At 68.1% G+C, this 17465-nt stretch carries 12 protein-coding genes; 4 read left to right on the top strand and 8 right to left on the bottom strand.

Annotated features, from left to right (window positions below):
* Nucleotides 1-157: 157 nt before the first annotated feature.
* Nucleotides 158-1285 (top strand): ABC transporter permease, encoded by a 1128-nt coding sequence (locus tag Pla175_RS24510; protein ID WP_145291719.1) that lies wholly within the window; start codon nucleotides 158-160, stop codon nucleotides 1283-1285.
* A gap of 134 nt (nucleotides 1286-1419) precedes the next feature.
* On the opposite strand, the gene Pla175_RS27230 is transcribed toward Pla175_RS24510, so the two are convergent.
* From Pla175_RS27230 to Pla175_RS24495, 3 genes are all read right to left on the bottom strand, one after another.
* Nucleotides 1420-1806 (bottom strand): barstar family protein, encoded by a 387-nt coding sequence (locus tag Pla175_RS27230; protein ID WP_145291718.1) that lies wholly within the window; start codon nucleotides 1804-1806, stop codon nucleotides 1420-1422.
* Between the two features lie 45 nt (nucleotides 1807-1851).
* Nucleotides 1852-2553, bottom strand: coding sequence for a DUF6994 family protein (locus Pla175_RS24500; RefSeq protein ID WP_145291717.1), 702 nt, complete (start codon nucleotides 2551-2553; stop codon nucleotides 1852-1854).
* 115 nt (nucleotides 2554-2668) lie between these two features.
* A complete protein-coding gene (locus tag Pla175_RS24495) occupies nucleotides 2669-3268 on the bottom strand; it encodes a class I SAM-dependent methyltransferase (protein ID WP_145291716.1) in 600 nt (199 codons plus the stop codon).
* Nucleotides 3269-3443: 175 nt separating this feature from the next.
* Here Pla175_RS24495 and Pla175_RS24490 point away from each other — a divergent pair, with 175 nt between their 5' ends.
* Nucleotides 3444-3929, top strand: coding sequence for an ecotin (locus tag Pla175_RS24490; protein ID WP_197527131.1), 486 nt, complete (start codon nucleotides 3444-3446; stop codon nucleotides 3927-3929).
* Here the strand turns inward: Pla175_RS24490 and Pla175_RS24485 are convergent.
* The 3 genes from Pla175_RS24485 to Pla175_RS24475 all read right to left on the bottom strand — a co-directional run bounded on the left by Pla175_RS24485 (nucleotide 3926) and on the right by Pla175_RS24475 (nucleotide 11384).
* Nucleotides 3926-4855: an HDOD domain-containing protein gene (locus tag Pla175_RS24485; protein ID WP_145291715.1), complete on the bottom strand. Its 930-nt coding sequence runs from the start codon at nucleotides 4853-4855 to the stop codon at nucleotides 3926-3928. The two genes, Pla175_RS24490 and Pla175_RS24485, sit on opposite strands and share 4 nt — an antisense overlap.
* A gap of 197 nt (nucleotides 4856-5052) precedes the next feature.
* Nucleotides 5053-5244, bottom strand: a complete 192-nt coding sequence (locus Pla175_RS24480; protein WP_145291714.1) for a DUF433 domain-containing protein — start codon at nucleotides 5242-5244, stop codon at nucleotides 5053-5055.
* A 74-nt stretch (nucleotides 5245-5318) separates the two neighbouring features.
* The gene (locus tag Pla175_RS24475) at nucleotides 5319-11384 is read right to left on the bottom strand and encodes a non-ribosomal peptide synthetase (RefSeq protein ID WP_145291713.1); all 6066 of its coding nucleotides are present in this window, start codon (nucleotides 11382-11384) and stop codon (nucleotides 5319-5321) included.
* A gap of 465 nt (nucleotides 11385-11849) precedes the next feature.
* On the opposite strand from Pla175_RS24475, the gene Pla175_RS24470 reads away from it, so the two are divergent.
* Nucleotides 11850-13133, top strand: coding sequence for a trans-sulfuration enzyme family protein (locus Pla175_RS24470; RefSeq protein ID WP_145291712.1), 1284 nt, complete (start codon nucleotides 11850-11852; stop codon nucleotides 13131-13133).
* A gap of 308 nt (nucleotides 13134-13441) precedes the next feature.
* Nucleotides 13442-14818 carry a sigma-54-dependent transcriptional regulator gene (locus Pla175_RS24465; protein ID WP_145291711.1) on the top strand — a complete coding sequence of 459 codons (1377 nt, stop codon included), beginning with the start codon at nucleotides 13442-13444 and terminating at the stop codon, nucleotides 14816-14818.
* A gap of 153 nt (nucleotides 14819-14971) precedes the next feature.
* Here Pla175_RS24465 and Pla175_RS24460 read toward each other — a convergent pair whose 3' ends face one another.
* Nucleotides 14972-15442, bottom strand: coding sequence for a CBS domain-containing protein (locus Pla175_RS24460; protein ID WP_145291710.1), 471 nt, complete (start codon nucleotides 15440-15442; stop codon nucleotides 14972-14974).
* 619 nt (nucleotides 15443-16061) lie between these two features.
* Nucleotides 16062-17165, bottom strand: coding sequence for an HD domain-containing protein (locus Pla175_RS24455; protein WP_145291709.1), 1104 nt, complete (start codon nucleotides 17163-17165; stop codon nucleotides 16062-16064).
* Between the last annotated feature and the right edge of the window lie 300 nt (nucleotides 17166-17465).

The raw sequence follows: 17465 nt of genomic DNA, 5'->3' as shown, positions 1-17465 counted from the left end.
CAGGGGCTGCCCCCGGGGCTGGGGGCAGGGGGTTGGGGGCTAGGGAGGCGGGTAAAATCGCCCCACCGTATCACGGCGTAGCGCGGGGCGACAAGCGGCGCACACGCGCGCATCCGTCCCCCGCCCTGGAACCGGATCGATCCACTACACTCCAGGCATGCGTTTTCACCGCCTGATCGTCGCCAACCTGCTCAACCGCCCGCTGCGGACGGCCCTCACCACGCTGGGGGTGGCGATCGCCGTGTGCGCGGTGGTGGCCCTGGTGGGGGTCTCGGGGGGGTTCGAGCGGTCGCTCCGCGACGCCTACGAGAGCCGCGGGATCGACCTGCTGCTGTTCCAGAAGGGGCAGCTTCAGCACATCTCCAGCGCCCTGCCCGAGGGGCTCCGCGACCGCGTGGCCGCCCTGCCGGGGGTGGCCGCCTGCGAGCCGATGTTGATCGACGTGCTGGCGCTGGACGCCAGCCAGTTGTTCGGCGTGCAGGCCCAGGGGTGGCGGCCCGAGAGTTTTTTTATGCAGCAGTTGGAGCTCACCGCAGGGCGCCTCCCCAGCGGCCCGGGCGCCCGCCAGATCGTGCTTGGCGCCGAGCTGGCCCGCGGCATCGGCAAGGGCCCGGGGGACACGGTAGAGCTGATCGAGGGCGAACCCTTCGAGGTGTGCGGCGTCTACGAGTCGGCCAACGTGTTTGAGAACGGCTGGATCGTGCTGCCCATCGCCGCGCTGCAGGAGCTGATGCTGCGCGAGGGAGACGTGACCGGGTTTGCCGTGATCGGTCAGTCGCACGACCGCGCGGCGCTCGCGGAGCTTGCCGGGCAGATCGAGGGGGTCGACCCGCGGATCAAGGCAGCGATTGCGCGTGACTTCGCCGAGAACGCGTCGGAGCTCAAAATCGCCGGCACGCTGGCGTGGATGACCAGCAGCATCGCGGTGGTGGTGGGCGCGCTGGCGGTGCTCAACACGATGCTAATGAGCGTGTTCGAACGCACCGGCGAGCTGGCCGTGCTGCGGGCCCTGGGCTGGCGCCGCGGGCGGGTCGTGGCGCTGGTGCTTGGGGAGGCGCTGGCCATCACGCTGCTGGGGGCGGTGCTCGGCAATCTGTTGGGCCTGGGGGTCGTCTGGCTGCTGAGCCTCACCGAATCGGGGGGCCGCGTCGTCTCCGGCGAGGTCTCCCCGCTGGTGCTGGTGCAGGGAGCCCTGGTGGCGGTCATCCTCGGCCTGCTGGGGGGCCTCTATCCGGCGTGGCGCGCGGCCTGCCTGGAGCCGACCGATGGGCTTCGGCATGACTAGGCTTCGGGGGGTGCCATGCCCACGCTCGCGTGGGCATGTGTGGTGGGTCAGGCGCCTGCCTCCCGTGTGTCGCATATCCCCGCAAGCTTGGCGCCCGACTCCGGTTCACTGCGTTCTTCATCGCGATCTATCTTTCACGCTTGTGACTCCGTTCCGGACGGAGGCGCGTTGTATTCTATCCATATCCGGTTGAGCGACTCGCTTTTCGCGAGCCGGTCGTTTGCGTCGGCAACGACCTGGAGGAAAGGCAGCAACGTGTCTTCGTCGATGCTTTCAATCGAAAAATTCGCAACTGAAAGTACGAGTCGCTTTCCGTTGATCCAATCCCAATGGGAGCAAAGATTGCTGCGTTTGTCGCCGATCGACGACAAGCAATCCAGTAGTGCATCCCAGTTTCTGCCGTACCAAGATGGGAGTCCTAGTTTGAAAGACAACTCGTCATGCAAAGCCGCGGTAGACCGAAAGCACGTCCCGTCAATGAGCAAGCGGCAGAAGTGAAACTCGGAAAGTATTTTCGACACGCAGGTAGGCCCTTTTCGATGAAATTGCCGAGTGTCATGCGATTGTTAGGTATTTAGCCGCCTAGCGAATTCTTCAATCCGTCGACTACGAGATTTGATGAACGACTCTACCCCGCTCTTGTAGACGATGTAATCCTCCCTGCCCCGAAACTTCGGCGGGGACTGAAAGTCATCGAACGGCAGGTAGAACTTCACGTCGTCTTGATCATCCACCAAGTCGTTCAGAAGGAAGAACTGAACGTAGCCCTCGAACGTCTCAAACAGGCGGAAAAACGACGCATGCCTTCGGAGGGCATCCTCCAATGGACTTGGCTCGTTGATGTAGAAGCGCTTGATGCACTCCAGGGTCAAATCGAATCGGTCGTCAATAAGACGCGATATGCCTCTGGCCTGGTTTATTGTATGCTTTCGATCCACTTGGTTGTTGGGAAAGATGAGGTATGCACCGATGGTTGACCCGTGATTGAATAGCTCTTGCACCTCGTTCGGTATTTGCGTCGTGAGCCACTTCTTGTTGAGCTGGTTCTTGTAGGAGTGGGTGATAGCATCACTCCCTAGTGAGAAGTCGCCCAATGCAGAGCTGTGGCGAAGGTAGAGGCCCGGATTGTCATCGCGCAAGCCGAATAGCTCACCACTAGGCAATGACTTGCTCCATAAAAGTTTGTGGTAGCGGCGCAATGTGGGACTTGTGGCATCAGGATCTCCGCCGTCGGCGTCGCCATAGAGATTGAATGAGGTATCGATCATGGAAGGATCGTGGAGATCGGCTGGGGCTCTACGCTAGGGCAACGTTGTCTGAGCTTCTGTTGTCGATATCACGGCGAGGCGCCATGCCCACGCGAGCGCGGAGATAGGCCCCCGGCTACCCCGGCTTCCTCCCAATAAACTGTACCACCGATGCCAATCCCGTGTGATGCGTGCCCTCGCATACCTCGCGTTCGATCTCCTGCAGAACAACCGGCTCAAGGTGCTGAAACTCGCGTTGGATCTTGGACACGGACATCAGCTTGTCCGCGTCCTTGGGCCCCCCGGTATTTCTGTGTAGCTGTTGCTCCGAGTAGGCCTCCAGCAAGAGGATTCCGCCAGGCATGAGGCAGCGTTCAATCAACGGGTAGAGCCGGCGCCTGATGCTGCTGGGTAGGTGCGCAGAGATAGAGATCACCGATCGGTAGCTGCTGGGCGCCGGTTGATAGGCGGCAAGGTCGGCGACCTCGGTTTGGATGACCACCCCCTTGGCGTCGGCCAGCCGCTGCGCCTTGGCGAGCCCTACCGAAGAGCCGTCGACGCCATGGACCTGTAGGCCCAGTGTCGCCAGGAAGACCGCGTTGCGTCCTTCGCCCTCTGCCAGCGATAGGACCGGTCCGGCGAGCCTGGCGGAATGTTCGACAAGAAACGCGTTCGGCTCCGAGCCGTAGATGAATGCTTCGTCCGCGTAGCGCTGGTTCCAGTCGATGTCGCTCATGGTCTTCCGCTGGCATAACAAGGGCCTGTGATGTCCAGATCGTATCGCCCGCCGAACCCCTCAACAAGCATTTGCAAACAAGGCGCCCGGTCTGGAGCCGTCCGATGGGCTGCGCCATGATGGAATCGCCAAACCGGCGGTTCTTGCGTTTCTCCTTCAACCCCCAGGCGCCCCCGTGAACCTCCCATCCGCCGTGTTCGTTGCCGCGTCCTTCTGCTTGCTTGGCGCCGCGGCTGGCGCGCTCGCCGCCGACAACATGAAGGCGTTTCCGCCGGCCGAGGAGGGGATGACTCGGCTCGTGTTGAAGCTGCCCAAGCAGGAGGACGAGTCGGCCTTCAAGGTCGAGCTGCTGGTCGGCAAGGTGGTAGAGACCGACGCCGCCAACCGCTACTTCTTCGGCGGGGAGATCGAAGAGCAGAACGTCGAGGGGTGGGGCTTCCCCAAGTACGTCGTCAGCGAGCTGGGGCCGATGGCCGGTACGCTGATGGCGGTCGACCCCAACGCCCCCAAGGTGGAGCGCTTCATCACGCTCGGGGGAGAGCCCACGCTGATCCGCTACAACAGCCGCCTGCCGGTGGTGGTGTACGTGCCCGAGGGGGCAGAGGTGCGCTACCGCGTGTGGGCCGCGGGCGAGGAGATGGGCCCGGTGGAAGAAGGTTAGCGGCTGGCGCAGGGGCTCAGCGCCTCGGTGTACAGCGCCACCAGCGACGGGCCGTTGGAGCGGACGCTCAGCGCCCGCGCCAGGTCGGTGAAGGCCTCGTCGACCTCCACCAGGCACGCGGCCGGGGAGGAGGGCTGGGCCAGCGGCAGCCGGTCCCAGCACCCCTGGAAGCGGGCGCACGCCTGCCACTCGCTCTGGCGGAAGCTGGGCAGCAGCGACGCCACCGCTACCGCCAGCGCCGCCGAGGAGGCGCCCGGCGTAGCGAGCAGCGCTTCGGGATCGCTGTGCGTACGCACCTGTGCGGCGATGGGCTCCGGCAGGCCCCACCGCACCAGCAACTGGCCGGCCGCCTCGGCGTGGGTCCAGCCGTAGGTGTCCGACTCTAACTGCGAGAGGGCGACCCCTTCTGCTTCGGAGCGCTGGATGAGCGCCAGGTACGCGTCGCCGAAGTGCCTGACCAGCACCGGGACGGCGATGTCTTGCAGCAGCCCCGCGGTGAACGCCGCCTCGGCGGCCGCGGGCTCCAAACGCCGCGCAATGGCCCGGGCCAGCAGCCCGCGACGCAGCGCGTCGCAGCGGAAGACGGTCATCGAGAACGCGCGGCTGTTGGGGTCGGGGATCACCGCGAACACGGCGTTCCACATCACGAAGTTGGTGATCCGCGAGATGCCCAGCAGCGAGACCGCTTGCGGCACGCTGCCGATCTTCTGCTGGAAGCCGAAGTACGACGAGTTGACGAACCGCAGCAACTGGGCCGCCATGCCGGCGTCGGCTTCGATCGGCTTGGCCAGATCGATGGCGTCCTTGTTGGGGTCGTTGCTCAGGGCCAGCACCCGCATCGCGCAGTCGGGCATCGCCGGGATGGTCGCGACCGATAGGATCGCGTTTAGCCTTGGATTGGCCGGCTCGGCCCGTTCTTGCGCCATCGTAGTGTCTTCCCAAGTGATGTGGGCCCAATGGGAAGCATGGCTTTTTTTCCTGGGGGCGGCGGGCCAATACGCGCCGGCCGACCGTTTCCGGGCGCCGGGGCGCTGCTACAGGTCGAACAACTGGTACGGGCGTGAGGTCCGTTGCGACCGCGCGGCGGGCTATCGTCCCCCGCTCGGGATGTCCCAGCTAGCGCTTACGACGCATGGTTTAGGCACGCGGTGATGTCGTCGTGCTCGAGCCCCGGGTAGTTCTCTAGAATCTGTTGTTCGCTCCATTCATTGGCGAGCAACTCCAAGACAAACTCCACGGCGATTCGCGTCCCTTTGACCGCGGGCTTGCCAACCAGCACGGAGGGGTCGAGGACGATACGATCTGGTAGCGGCATAGCGGTCTCTGTCAGACGGCGATGGACTGGACCCCTCTATTCTAGCCACGGGTTGGGCGAGAAGTAGGACCGGCCTACCCGTCTGCTTCTAAATGAGCGGCTTCCCACTTGGCGAGCGACGCACGCAGGCCCTCGACCACGCGGTCGACGTGCGGCCGGCTCATCATCTGGGTGTGGTCGCTGGGGACGTCGATCACCGTCAGGTCGGCGGCCACGCGGTCCCAGCCCAGGGCGCCGTCTCCCAGGGCGGCGTGCATCGTGGCCTGCAGGCCGGCGCGTAGCAGCGTGACGGGGCCGTCGTACCGGCCCGGGCGGTGGTGGACGAAGACCTGCATGTTCTTGGTGAACACGTCGAGGATGAACCCCCCCGCGGCGAGCTGGCGGTTGTCGATCAGCCGGGCCCGCGACGCGCGTTCGGCGAAGAACTGCACCAGCGCCTCGGGGGGCATCTGCTTGAGCTCTTCCAGCGGCACGTGCTGCATGTCTGGGAACAACGCGCCGATGAGCGGCATCAGGTCGGTCTCGGCCACGTCGTCCGTGGCCGGCACCGCGCCGGAGTCGAACAGCGCGACCACGCCCACCTCGGCGCCGGCGGCGCGCATCTGCCGGGCCAGCTCGAAGGCGACGTTGCCCCCCAGCGACCAGCCGCACAGGTGGAAGGGGCCGGTGGGGCAGAAGCCCTCGATCGCTGCGCGGTAGTGGGCCACCATCTCGTCCATCGACTCGTGCGGCGCGTGCATGCCGTCGACCCCCAGCGCCTGCAGGCCGATCACGGGCCGCTGGCCCTCCAGCTGCTGGGCGAGGTCGCCGTAGCAGAACACGGTGCCCCCGGCCGGGTGGACACAGAACAGCGGCGGCGCGTCGCCGGTGGCGCTGAGCACCATCAGCGAGCTCGAAGCGTCCGCCGCCGGCGGGTTGCGGAGCAGCTCCGCCGCGTGCGCGATGGTCGGCGTGCCGAACAGCGCCGCCAGCGGCAGCCGGACGCCCGAGCGCTGCTCCAGGGCGACCATCACCTCAACGGCCAACTGCGAGTGGCCCCCCAGCTCGAAGAAGTGGTCGTGCACGCTTAGCTGGTCCATCTGCAGGCGTTCGGCCCACACCTCGGCGACGAGCTGTTCCTCGGGGTCGCGCGGGGCGACGATCTGACGCGTGCGGTCGGCGCCCGTGACGCGCCGCGCGGCGAGCCCGGCGCGGTCGATCTTGCCGGCCGCGTTGCGGGGGAGCGCGTCCAGCGGCACGATCGCCGCGGGGATCATCGGCTCGGGGAGCGTCTCGGCGAGCCGGGCGCGGAGGTCGCCCGGCGTGGCCGCCGCGTCGGGCGCCAGCGTGACAAACGCCACCAGGCTCTGCTGCTGGACGACCACGGCCGCCTCGGCGACCTCCGGGCATCCCACCAGCGCGGCCTCGACCTCACCCAGCTCGATGCGGTGGCCGCGCAGCTTGACCTGCTGGTCGCGTCGGCCGGCGAACTCGAGGACCCTCTGGTGGTTCCAGCGGGCGACGTCGCCGGTGCGGTAGACGCGCCCTCCAGAGGCGGGCGCGAACGGGTCGGCGAGGAACCGCTCGGCGGTAAGCTCGGGCCGCTGCCAGTAGCCCGCTGCCACGCCGGCGCCGCCGATCCACAACTCGCCCCACACGCCGACGGGCGCCAGCGCGCCGCGCTGGTCGACCACGTAGCACGACGTGCCGGCGATCGGCCGGCCGATGGGCATCGAGTCGCCTACCGAGCCGATCTGCTGGCAGGTGCTCCAGACGGTCGTCTCGGTCGGGCCGTACACGTTCCACAGCCGATCGGTCGCTAGCCGCAGCACGCGGGCCAGCTCGGGCGGCAGCGCCTCGCCGCCGCACAGCACGCGTTGCCCCGGGCGTGGCCGCCAGCCGAGCGTGAGCATCGTTTGCAACGCCGACGGGGTGGCCTGCACCAGCGACGCGCCGCGGGCCAGCTCGACGACCCCTTCGGGGTCGACCCCCAGCGTGGCGGGCGCCAGCAGCACCGCCGCGCCGGCGGCCAGCGGCAAGAACAGCTCCAGCACGCTGATGTCGAAACCAAACGTCGTGGCGGCCAGCACGCGGTCGCCCGGCCCGACCCCCAGCTCCGCGCCGAAGGCCCCCAGCATCGCGCCGACCGCGTCGAGCGGCACGACCACCCCTTTGGGCCTGCCGGTGGAGCCCGACGTGTAGATCACGTAGGCGGGCCGCCGCGGGTCGAGACTGCGGGGCGCGAAGGGGCGCGGGTCGGCGCCCCCAAGCAGCCCCTGGAGCGTGTGGGCCGGGGCGCCGAAGGTGTGGGCGCGGGGCGCGTTGTCGGCGTCGGTCACCAGCAGCCGCAGGTCGGCGTCGGCCGCGGTGTCGCGGAGCCGCGCGTCGGGGTAGGCGGGGTCGAGCGGCACGTACGCGGCGCCGGTCATCCACAGGCCGAGCATCGCGGCGATGGCCTCGGGCGACCGCTCCGCAAACAACCCCACCCGGTCGCCGGGGCGCACGCCGAGGCGCTCGAAGCGGTGCGCCAGCGCAGCGGCTTGGTCCGCCAGGGCGCCGTATGTGACGTCGGCGCCCCGGAAGGAAACCGCGGTCGCCCCGGGCGCCGCGTCGGCGTGCGTGAGGAAGCGGCTCAAGGGGTCGGCGGCGTCTTCGAGCGCCGGGCCCCCCAGCGTCGGGCCCCCCAGCGTCGGGCCCCCCAGCGCCGGGCCACCCAGCGTCGGGCCCTGAGCCAGCGCCAGCAGCCTGTCGCGCTGGGCGCCGGTCGGCGCTTGCAGCGCAGCCACCGGCGTCTCGGGCGCCCCGGCGGCGGTTTGCAGGATCGTTAGGTAGGCGTCTAGCATCGCCTCGGCCGCTTCGGCCGGCATCCGCTCGGGCTCGTACACCAGCCGCACCGTGGGGGCGTGGGCGCCCGACTCAACGACCAGCGTCACGTCGTAGGCCGCCATGCCGCGGTAATCGCTGGCGAACGCCGTTGAGCGTTGCGGGCCCAGCCGCAGCGGCTCGACCTCGGAGTCGTCGAACAAGAAGAACGTCTGCACCACCGGCATCCGCCCGGCGACGCGCGGCTTGTCGGCCGCGGCGACGATCTGCTCCCACGGCAGCCGGGCGTGGTGGAGGTCGTTTAGCGCGTCGTCGCGCAGCCGCCGCAGCCAGGTGCGGTAGTCTCCCCCCGCTTGCACGTCGGCAAAGACCGGCGCCGCGTTGATGAAGCAGCCCGCCGTGCTGCGCTCCTGCGGCAAGCGGCTGGAGAGCGCCACGCCGACGCCGATCTGGCGGTCGGGCGCGTAGCGCGACAGCATCAGGTGCATCGCGGAGAGGTACACCAAGAACGGCGTGGCCGATTCCTGCATCGCCAGCTCGGAGACCCGCCGCAGCAGCGCGGCGTCGAGCGGGCGGACCGCGGAGGCGGCCTGATCCAGCCGATCGGACTGCGGGGGCCGGGCCAGCGGCAGGTCGATCGCCGCGGGCGCGTCGGCCAGCCGCGTCTTCCAGTACTGGCTGCTCTGCTGGCTGCGAGGATCGTCGCAGGGGGTGGCCGTTGCCAGGGCGAGCGACTGGGCGTACGACCACTCGTTCTCCGGCAGGGGGTCGCCGTTGTACAACGCCGCCAGCTCCTGCAGCAGCAGCGTCGCGGACGCACGGTCGCACACCATGTGGTGCAGCACCAGCAGCAGCACCGGCCGATCGCCGGCGGTGAGGGCGGCCCGCGCCAGCGGCGCGCGGGTGACGTCAAACGGGCGCCACGCCAGCTCGCTGTGGGCGGCCTGCGCCGGGGTTTGGCCGCCGGCCTTGATGGGTTCGAGCACGATCCGCGCGGTCGGGTCGAGCTGCTGGCGGAGCTGGGCGCCCTCCATCACGAACCGCGCGCGCAGCGCGTCGTGCCGGGCGACCAAGCAGTCGAGGGCCTGCTGCAGCCGCGGCGTGTCGATGGGCCCGTCGATCCCTACCGCCACCGGCACGTTGGCGCCGCCGGGCCCCAGGCCCAACTGGTCGAGCAGCCAGAAGCGGTGCTGGGCGGGGGTGGTCGGCAGGCTCTGGCCCGCGGCGCCGTCGGGGGCGGGGGCGGCCTCTGCCGCGCGGGGATTGCCGACCCGCCACGCGCCGCTCTGAACGGCCCCGTCGATCCGCGACGCCAGCCCGGCGAGCGTGGGCTGCTCGAACACGACCGCCAGCGGCAGCTCGACTCCGGTCCGCTGCGCCACGCGTTGCAGCATATCGATCACCTGCAGCGACCTCCCGCCGAGCCGCAGGAAGTGGTCGTGGCGCCCGATGCGTTCGGCGCCAAGCACGTCCGCCCAGGCGTCCGCCAGCCAGGTCTCGGTCTCGGTCTGCGGCGCGGCGTACTGGGGCCCGGCTGATTCGGGTTGCTCCGGGCGCTGCTCGCCGGCGGCGGTCCACTCGGCCAGCTTCATCAGCAGGCCTTGCTGGTAGGCGGCCCAGCAGGCGGCGCGTTGCAGCTTGCCGCTGGAGGTCTTGGGGACCTCGCCCGCGGCGATCAGCACCACCGCGTGCGGCTCCTGCCCCACTTCCTCGGCAACCGTCACCCGCACCAGCTCCAGCAGCGCGGCCAGGTCTTGCTTGCGTGGCCGGTGCACTTCTTGGAACACGACCAGGCGTTCTTCGTTGTCGATCTCTACCGAGACCACGGCGCCCCCGTCCCCCTTGAGCCCCTCGTGCCGCGCCTGGATGGCGGCCTCGATGTCTTGCGGGTAGTAGTTGCGGCCGGCGAGGATCAGCACCTCCTTCTTGCGGCCGGTGACGTACAGCTCGCCCTCGCGCATGAAGCCGTAGTCGCCGGTGCGGAGGAAGCCGGGCGCCCCATCGGCGGTCGAGGCGTCGAAGGTCTCGGCCGTGGCGTCGGCGCGTCGCCAGTAGCCGCTGGCCACGCCGGGCGAGCGGACCCACACCTCGCCCACCTGGTCGGTAGCGGCGCGCGTCTGCGGGTCGATGATGCGAACCTCGATCTCGGGCCCCGGCGGGCCGCAGCTAACGATCGTGCGGGCGCCGGGCCGCTGCTGGGGGCAGGGCTCGACGCGGTGCTCGGCCAGCGCGGGTCCGTCGATGGCCATCGCACGCGGCGTCTCGCCCAGCGACTTGAGGCTCACAAACAGCGTCGCCTCGGCCAGCCCGTACGCGGGGGTGAACGCCTCGCGGCGGAAGCCGTAGGGGCCGAACCGCTCGCAGAACCGATCGAGCGTGTCGCTGCGGACCGGCTCGGCGCCGCTGGCGGCGATCTGCCAGCGGCTCAGGTCGAGCCCCTCGCAGTCGGCCTCGCGCACCTTCCGCAGGCAGAGCTCGTAGCCGAAGTTGGGCGACGCGCTGGTGGTGGCGCCGAAGCGGTCGATCGCCCGCAGCCAACCGGCGGGGTTACGCATGAAGTCCAGCGGGCTCATCAGCACGGTGTGGCGGCCGGCGAACACCGGCGCCAGCACGCCGCCGATCAGGCCCAGGTCGTGGTACGGCGGGAGCCAGTGCAGGGCGACCGCGTGGTCGATGTCCAGCGCCTGCTCCAGGGCCCGCATGTTGTGCATCAGGTTGTCGTGCGTGATCGCCACCCCCTTGGCCACGCCGGTGGTGCCGGAGGTGTACTGCAGGATCGCGGGGGAGTCGGGGGGCGCCGCGGCGGGCTCCCACTGGTCGGCCGCCTGCGGCGTGACGCGATCGACCAGCAGCGGCGCGCGGGGGCTCATCTTCAGCACGGGGCTGTCGGCCCGGCCGAGTTCTTTCGACTCGCCCACCAGCAGCTCGCAGCCGGCGTTGTCGAACACCGCGCGCAGACGCGGCATCAGCCGCGCCACGCGGAACGGGTCGGGGGGGTAGACCGGCACGGCGATGGCGCCGGCGTAGAAGCAGCCGAACAGCGCCGCCAGGTAGTTGAGCCCCGGGTCCAGCACCAGCATCACCGGCTGGCCAGTGGCGTCGCGGGCCTGCAGCCGCGCGGCGATGGCGCGGGCCCGCAGGTCGAGGTCGGCAAAGCTCATCACGCCGATCGGTTCGCCGTTCTCTAGGAACGTGAACGCCGGCGCCGCGGCTTGGGACCGAGCGCGCATCCGCAGCACGTCACTCAGACGGCGCGCACTGCGGTGCGACCAGTCGGTCGCGGGCGCCAGCAGCGGGCGTTCGGGGCTAGCAGCAAGGGGGGTCGCCAAAGGAAGCACGACGGGACTCCGTTTGTCGTCGGAAGGGGTAGCGGTTCGAGACTTGTTCGGGCGATCGCCAACCAAAGCGGATCAGTAAATCTAGGCGCTGACCCCCCGCGGAACCACCCGCTTGCTGTGGGGCGACCCCTACGCAAGTACGGCGCCGGGGCGGGCCCGTTACCGGGTAGACCCCCGACGGCGGCCGCGGCGAGTTGATCCCGGCCGTGCGGTGCGTTACACTTCAGCAAGTCTCGGGATTTGTGGCCGCTTGCAGCCGACAACTGCTAAAGAGCCTGCGTCGAGCCGACGGGCGTCGCGTCATGCGGCCCCGCGTGGCGAGCCGCATCCGCTTGGGAGTGTCGATTGCCGCGGCCTAGTCCGAGAACCTGGACCCAGAAGCTGGGGCCAGAACCTGGACAGCGCCCGCGGTTTTTTTATGCGCCGCGTGCCCGCCCGAGCCGTCACCCCACCCGGGAGGCCTCCATGGCCAGCGTCGATTCGCTCCCCGCTCATGATGCCACGCCGCGCGCCACGCCCAACCCACGGGGCGCGAGCGCCTTGGGTGGGGAGCCGGGGCCCCTGGGGGGAGAGATCGGCGTCTCGACCCTGGCCGTGCACGCCGGCGAGGCCCGCCAGAAGCACGGCGACGCCATCACCGACCCGATCTTCTGCGCCAGCACCTACACGTTCGCCGACACGCAGTCGGTGATCGACTTCATCGAGCAGGACCAGCCCCGCGAAGAGTACGGCCGGTACGGAAACCCCGGCGAACGCGTCGCGGAGCGCAAGCTCGCCGCGCTCGAGGGCGCCGAGGCGGCCCTGGTCTTCTCCAGCGGCATGGCCGCCTTTGTCGGCCTGCTGATGACCAAGCTCAGCCAGGGCGACGAGGTGCTGTTCTTCGACGAGTGTTACCACCGCAGCCGGCAGTTCTGTCGCGAGCACCTGTCGCGGTTCGGCGTAACCACCCGCCAGGTGAAGACGGGCGACTACCAGGCGATGGCCGACGCCATCTCGCCCGCCACGCGGATGCTCATCAGCGAGTCTCCCACCAACCCGCACCAGAGCATCATCGACCTGGAGCGGTTCGCGGAGCTGGGCCGCGACCACGGCGTTGAGACGTTGATCGACGCCACGCTCGCCACCCCCTACAACCTGCGGCCGATCGACGCGGGCATCGACTACGTGCTGCATTCGGCCACCAAGTACCTCGGCGGGCACAACGACCTGCTGGCCGGCGTGGTGGCCGGCAGCGCCGCCCAGCTCGAGCCGGTCCGCAACCTCCGCGGCATCATGGGCGCCGTGAACGGCCCGCAGAACCTCTACCTGCTGCTCCGCGGGCTCAAGACGTTCGAGCTGCGCATGCAGCGGCACAACGAGAACGGCCTACGCGTTGCCCAGTTCCTCGAGGCCCACCCGCGCGTCGAGAAGGTCTACTACCCCGGCCTCGAGTCGCACGCCTACCACGACGTGGCCCGCCGCACGATGCGCGGCTACGGCGGGCTGGTGACGTTCCTCATCAAGGACGCCGACTGGCGCGAAACGGCCGACGTGGTCGACGGCGCGCGGATCGCACGCATCGCGCCGAGCCTCGGCGGGGTCGAGACGCTCATCGAGCAGCCGCTGGTGATGAGCTATTACAAGCAGACCCCCGAAGACCGGGCCAAGTTCGGCATCCCCGACAACATGATCCGCCTGGCCTGCGGCATCGAAGACTCCGCCGACCTAATTGCCGACCTGGATCAGGCGCTCGCGGGGCGGAAGGCTTAACCACGAAGGGCACGAAGACGCACGACGGGAAGGAAGGGGAAAGAAGAATTGCAAATTGCAAATTGACGCGCAGGCGATCCGACAGGCCAATTTGCAATTTGCAATGACTAATTTGCAATTTGCAATCCGTCCTTCCGTTCAACGTGCTTCTTCGTGCCCTTCGTGGTTCGCCGTCCGTCTGTAGCGGTCAGCACGGTTCTAGCCATCAATGCAGCTTAAGGCGTGTCGCGTTTTTGACCGGGCGCTCCGGGTGACGTAGGTATTTGGCGACACATGTTCCGTCGCTCCTACGCGCCCCACTGCTTGCTATGCCCGCCGGCCGACTGCTACTAGTTGACGACGACCCGCACGTCCTCGAGTCGATGGCCGACTGGCTGCGCGACCAGGGGCTCGAGGTCGAGGAAGCCGCCGGCATGGCCGAAGCCACGGACCGGCTGCAACGCCGCCCGTTCGACCTGATGGTGTGCGACATCCGCCTGCAGGACGGCGACGGCTTCGACCTGCTGGAGCACGCCCAGCGTAGCTGGCCCGCCATGCAGGCGCTGCTGATGACCGGCTACGGCTCGCCCGACGAGGCGGTTGAGGCGATCCGCGCGGGGGCGTTCGACTACCTCACCAAGCCGCTGATCGACGACGAACTGCTGATGGCCATCGAGCGGGCCCTCACCCAACGCGGCGTGATCGACGAGAACTCCAAGCTCAAGGCAGAGCTGGACCGCAAGCACGGCATGGGGCACATCATCGGCCAGGACCCGCGGATGCTCCGCGTGTTCGACCTGGTCGAGAGCATCGCAGACACCCGCGCCACCGTGCTGGTGACCGGCGAGAGCGGCACCGGCAAGAGCCTGATCGCCCGCGCCGTCCACAGCCGCAGCGACCGCGCGAAGGGGCCGTTTGTGGAGGTCGCCTGCGGCGCCCTCCCCGAGACGCTGCTCGAGAGCGAGCTGTTCGGCCACGTCGCCGGCGCGTTCACCGGCGCCACCGGGAACAAGATGGGCAAGTTCCTGCAGGCCGACGGCGGCACGATCTTCTTGGACGAGATCGGCACCGCCACCCCCGCCCTGCAGGTGAAGCTGCTGCGGGTGCTGCAAGAGCTGGCCTTCGAGCCGGTCGGCGGCACGCAGACCCACCGCGTCGACGTGCGCGTGGTGCTGGCGACCAACGAAGACCTGGCCGCCCGCGTCGCCGCGGGCGATTTCCGCCAAGACCTGTACTACCGCGTCAACGTGATCAACATCGAGATGCCCCCGCTGCGCGGCCGCCCGAGCGACATCCCGCTGCTCGCCCTGCGGTTCCTGCACGAAGCGGTGGAGGAGTCGGGGCGCAAGACCACCGGCTTCTCCGACGAGGCCATCGCGGCGATGCAGCACTACCACTGGCCCGGCAACGTCCGCGAGCTGCAGAACGTGGTTGAGCGGGCCGTGCTGCTGGGCAAGGGCCCCGAGATCACCCCCGCCGACCTGCCGACCGAGCTCCGCGCCGGGGGCGCCTACCCGGCCGCGGGGAGCGGCCTGGGACGCACGCTCAAGGAAGCCCTGGAGGGTCCGGAGCGGCAGATCATCCGCGACGTGCTCGAAGGCAACGGCTGGAACCGCAACGCCACCGCCGACCAACTCGGCATCAACCGCACCACGCTTTATAAGAAGATGAAGCGGCTGGGGCTGGACGAGCAGGTGGGAGTTTAGCGTTTAGCTGTCAGCTTTCAGCGGTCAGCATTCAGCTTTTTGCGATGCAGTCGTGGACCAGGCGGTTGCGAGTAAACTGGCCGCAGCCTGGGACCAGGGCGAGTAGGAAAGAGCTGACCGCTGACCGCTGACAGCCAAAAGCCGAAGGCTTCGTCAAACCATGGGTGCATCTTCGCGAGATACGATGGCGCTCAGGTACAACAGGTTCCGCTCTTTCAGCGGCGCCGTGTCCATGGTCTTCATGGCGGCGCGGATCACGTCGCGCCGGCTCACCTGGCCCAGCAGGTAGCCCTCGTCGTCCACCACCGGCAGCCGGCGGTAGCCGGTGAGCAGGAACACCTGGGCGATCGACAACAACTGCGTTTCCGGCGCAATAGTCTGCGCCTCGGTGTCCATGAACGAGCCGACGTCGGTGGTCGGCATCTGCTCGTAGGCGGCGTCCAGCAGCACCTGCATGCTGCACTTCTCGCTGAACACCCCCAGGTACTTGCCGCAGCGGTCTACCACCGGGGCGCCCGAGATGTTGTGCTTGAGCAGCGTCCGCACCGCGTCGAGCACGTCGACATCGGTGCGGAGGGTGATCAGCCTCTTGGTCATGAAGTCGCTGGCGGATACGGCGTACATGGCGGATTTCCTCTCGAGCAAGAGTCGGGAAACGGGGCGACGCGCAGCAGCGCTGGCCGCTACGTGTCGGGAAATGGCGACTGTTGAGGTCAAAAAATCGGACGGGCGAAATGGGCCAAACAGCCGGGCCCGCCGACCACGGCCAACACCGTTAGACGCTCTCAACGACGGCCGGGAGGCGAGGATTTGATGAGATGAGTGAAACCACCCCGGCCAGTGAGAGTATACCCGCCTCTCGGGCAGACCCAAGAGAAATCTGGGCCCCGCGGTGCAGAAAACCGAACACTCGTGAAGAGTTTCACGAGGCCGCAAACAGCCCGGGCGACGGGTGACTTGCGTCGAAAATTGGCCCGGCGGAACGCGGAAGTGGCAGATACGATTGCCACGAAAAGGCACAAAGAAGCACAAAAACGGACGGACGAAAGGTTGCCCACGAATCGATCGAATCGACGCGAATTGCGATGCAGATAGTGGGTCGGGACGGCGAACTACTCCACGTTCCCAAAGTGCATTCGCGGGATTCGTTCAATTCGTGGGCACACGTTCTTCCTTGTGCTTTTTGTGCCTTTTCGTGGCCATCCTTCTAGACCTGAGGCGGGCTGCTTGGCGCGTTCGCACGTCAGCCACACATCGCGCGCAGCTCGCGTAGGTAGGCGATGGCTTCATAAAGGTCGGACGCCTCGACGCCGCGGCGCCGGCCCCCGCGGTCGCACTGGCCCAGCAGCACCAGCTCTTGGAAGCTCTCCGATTCTTTCAGCCGGCGGAGCCGCCGCCAGCCGATGGTGCCGTCCGCGATCGCGTGCGCCTGCATGTGGTTCTCGATGAGCCACGCGGGCCGTTCGGTGACGATCCCCGCGACCGCCTCCAGCCCGGCAGCAACGTGATCGGCCGGGTCGATCCCCTTGCCGATGTCGTGCAGCAGGGCCGCGGTCAGGAACTCCTCGTCGTACGGCAGCGCGTTGCAAGCCAAGTCGAACACCTGCAGGCTGTGGTACAGCGCGTCCCCCTCGGGGTGGTGCACGGGGTGCTGCCGGACGTTCTCGAGGGGCAGCAACAACACCTCATACAGTTGGTAGCGATCAATCCCCTCGCTGGCGTCACGGAGGGTCTGCTCAATGTCGACGCCCGGGTACTCCCGCTCTAAGAACTGCTCCAGCTCCGCAATGCTGACCCGCTCGATCGCCTTGCCGGTGATCGAACTCTTGAAGACATGATGCGCCATGTCCGCCGCGTAGACGGTCAGCTCGAACAGGTGCTCCTGGGGCACGTGGATGTGGCGATAGACGCGTTGTTCGCCTTCCTTGCGGACCTGCTTGCGCTCGACGTCGTAGGTCATCCCTTCTTGTTCCAGCACGCCGGTCACGGCGTGCAAGCTGTCGGAGAACAGGTGCAGGTCGATGTCCGACCCGCGACGGGTATGACCGGTCAGCACGCTGCCGATCAGCCTGGGGCGGAACCGCGCCAGCAGCCGCATCATCCGCAGCGCGGCGAGGCGCATCTGCTGTAGGTCCGCGGTCCGCTGGTCCCCTTCGTGCAGGCGAGCGAGCAGCTGCACCTGGTCGCGGACCTCTGCGTTGCTCGGCAGGTCGGCCGGTTTGACCCAGCCGCGGCCGAAGCGTCGCGCCGCCTTGAGCTTGGCGCGGTAGTACTCCGATTCTTGGCGCTCGTACATCAAGCGGGCCGCCTCGTAGGCGATCTGCCGCCGCAGCTTGGAAGTCTCCACGTCAGGGGCGCCGTAAGCCCATTGAGTCGGCGCGTGGGCGTCTAGGAAGTAGTCGCGGCGCTGGGTGCGTCCGCTTGCAGGTGGGGGTACTATACGGCGGGGTGGGCTGGAGGGGAATGCTTTTCTGAGGCGATTGTTTTGGAAGACTTATGCCCATCGAATGGCCGATGCGTTGCCAGGTCGAGTCACGGCTAGTGACTCAGCGGTTCCAAAGCCCTTTGTTCTTCACACCTGGCGGCGATAAATTTCGTGCAGAGTCGCCGCGACGATGGCGACGCTTGAGCCAGAACGATGGGAGCC

Source organism: Pirellulimonas nuda, assembly GCF_007750855.1.
In the GTDB taxonomy this organism is placed as follows: Bacteria; Planctomycetota; Planctomycetia; order Pirellulales; family Lacipirellulaceae; genus Pirellulimonas; species Pirellulimonas nuda.
This window is presented reverse-complemented; position numbering and strand designations above follow the sequence as displayed.

Bases quoted from the DNA above. Each gene is read 5' to 3' on its own strand.
- Pla175_RS24510 (WP_145291719.1), top strand. From the start codon at position 158: ATGCGTTTTCACCGCCTGATCGTCGCCAACCTGCTCAACCGCCCGCTG.
- Pla175_RS24500 (WP_145291717.1), bottom strand. From the start codon at position 2,553: ATGATCGATACCTCATTCAATCTCTATGGCGACGCCGACGGCGGAGAT.
- Pla175_RS24495 (WP_145291716.1), bottom strand. From the start codon at position 3,268: ATGAGCGACATCGACTGGAACCAGCGCTACGCGGACGAAGCATTCATC.
- Pla175_RS24485 (WP_145291715.1), bottom strand. From the start codon at position 4,855: ATGGCGCAAGAACGGGCCGAGCCGGCCAATCCAAGGCTAAACGCGATC.
- Pla175_RS24480 (WP_145291714.1), bottom strand. From the start codon at position 5,244: ATGCCGCTACCAGATCGTATCGTCCTCGACCCCTCCGTGCTGGTTGGC.
- Pla175_RS24470 (WP_145291712.1), top strand. From the start codon at position 11,850: ATGGCCAGCGTCGATTCGCTCCCCGCTCATGATGCCACGCCGCGCGCC.
- Pla175_RS24465 (WP_145291711.1), top strand. From the start codon at position 13,442: ATGCCCGCCGGCCGACTGCTACTAGTTGACGACGACCCGCACGTCCTC.
- Pla175_RS24460 (WP_145291710.1), bottom strand. From the start codon at position 15,442: ATGTACGCCGTATCCGCCAGCGACTTCATGACCAAGAGGCTGATCACC.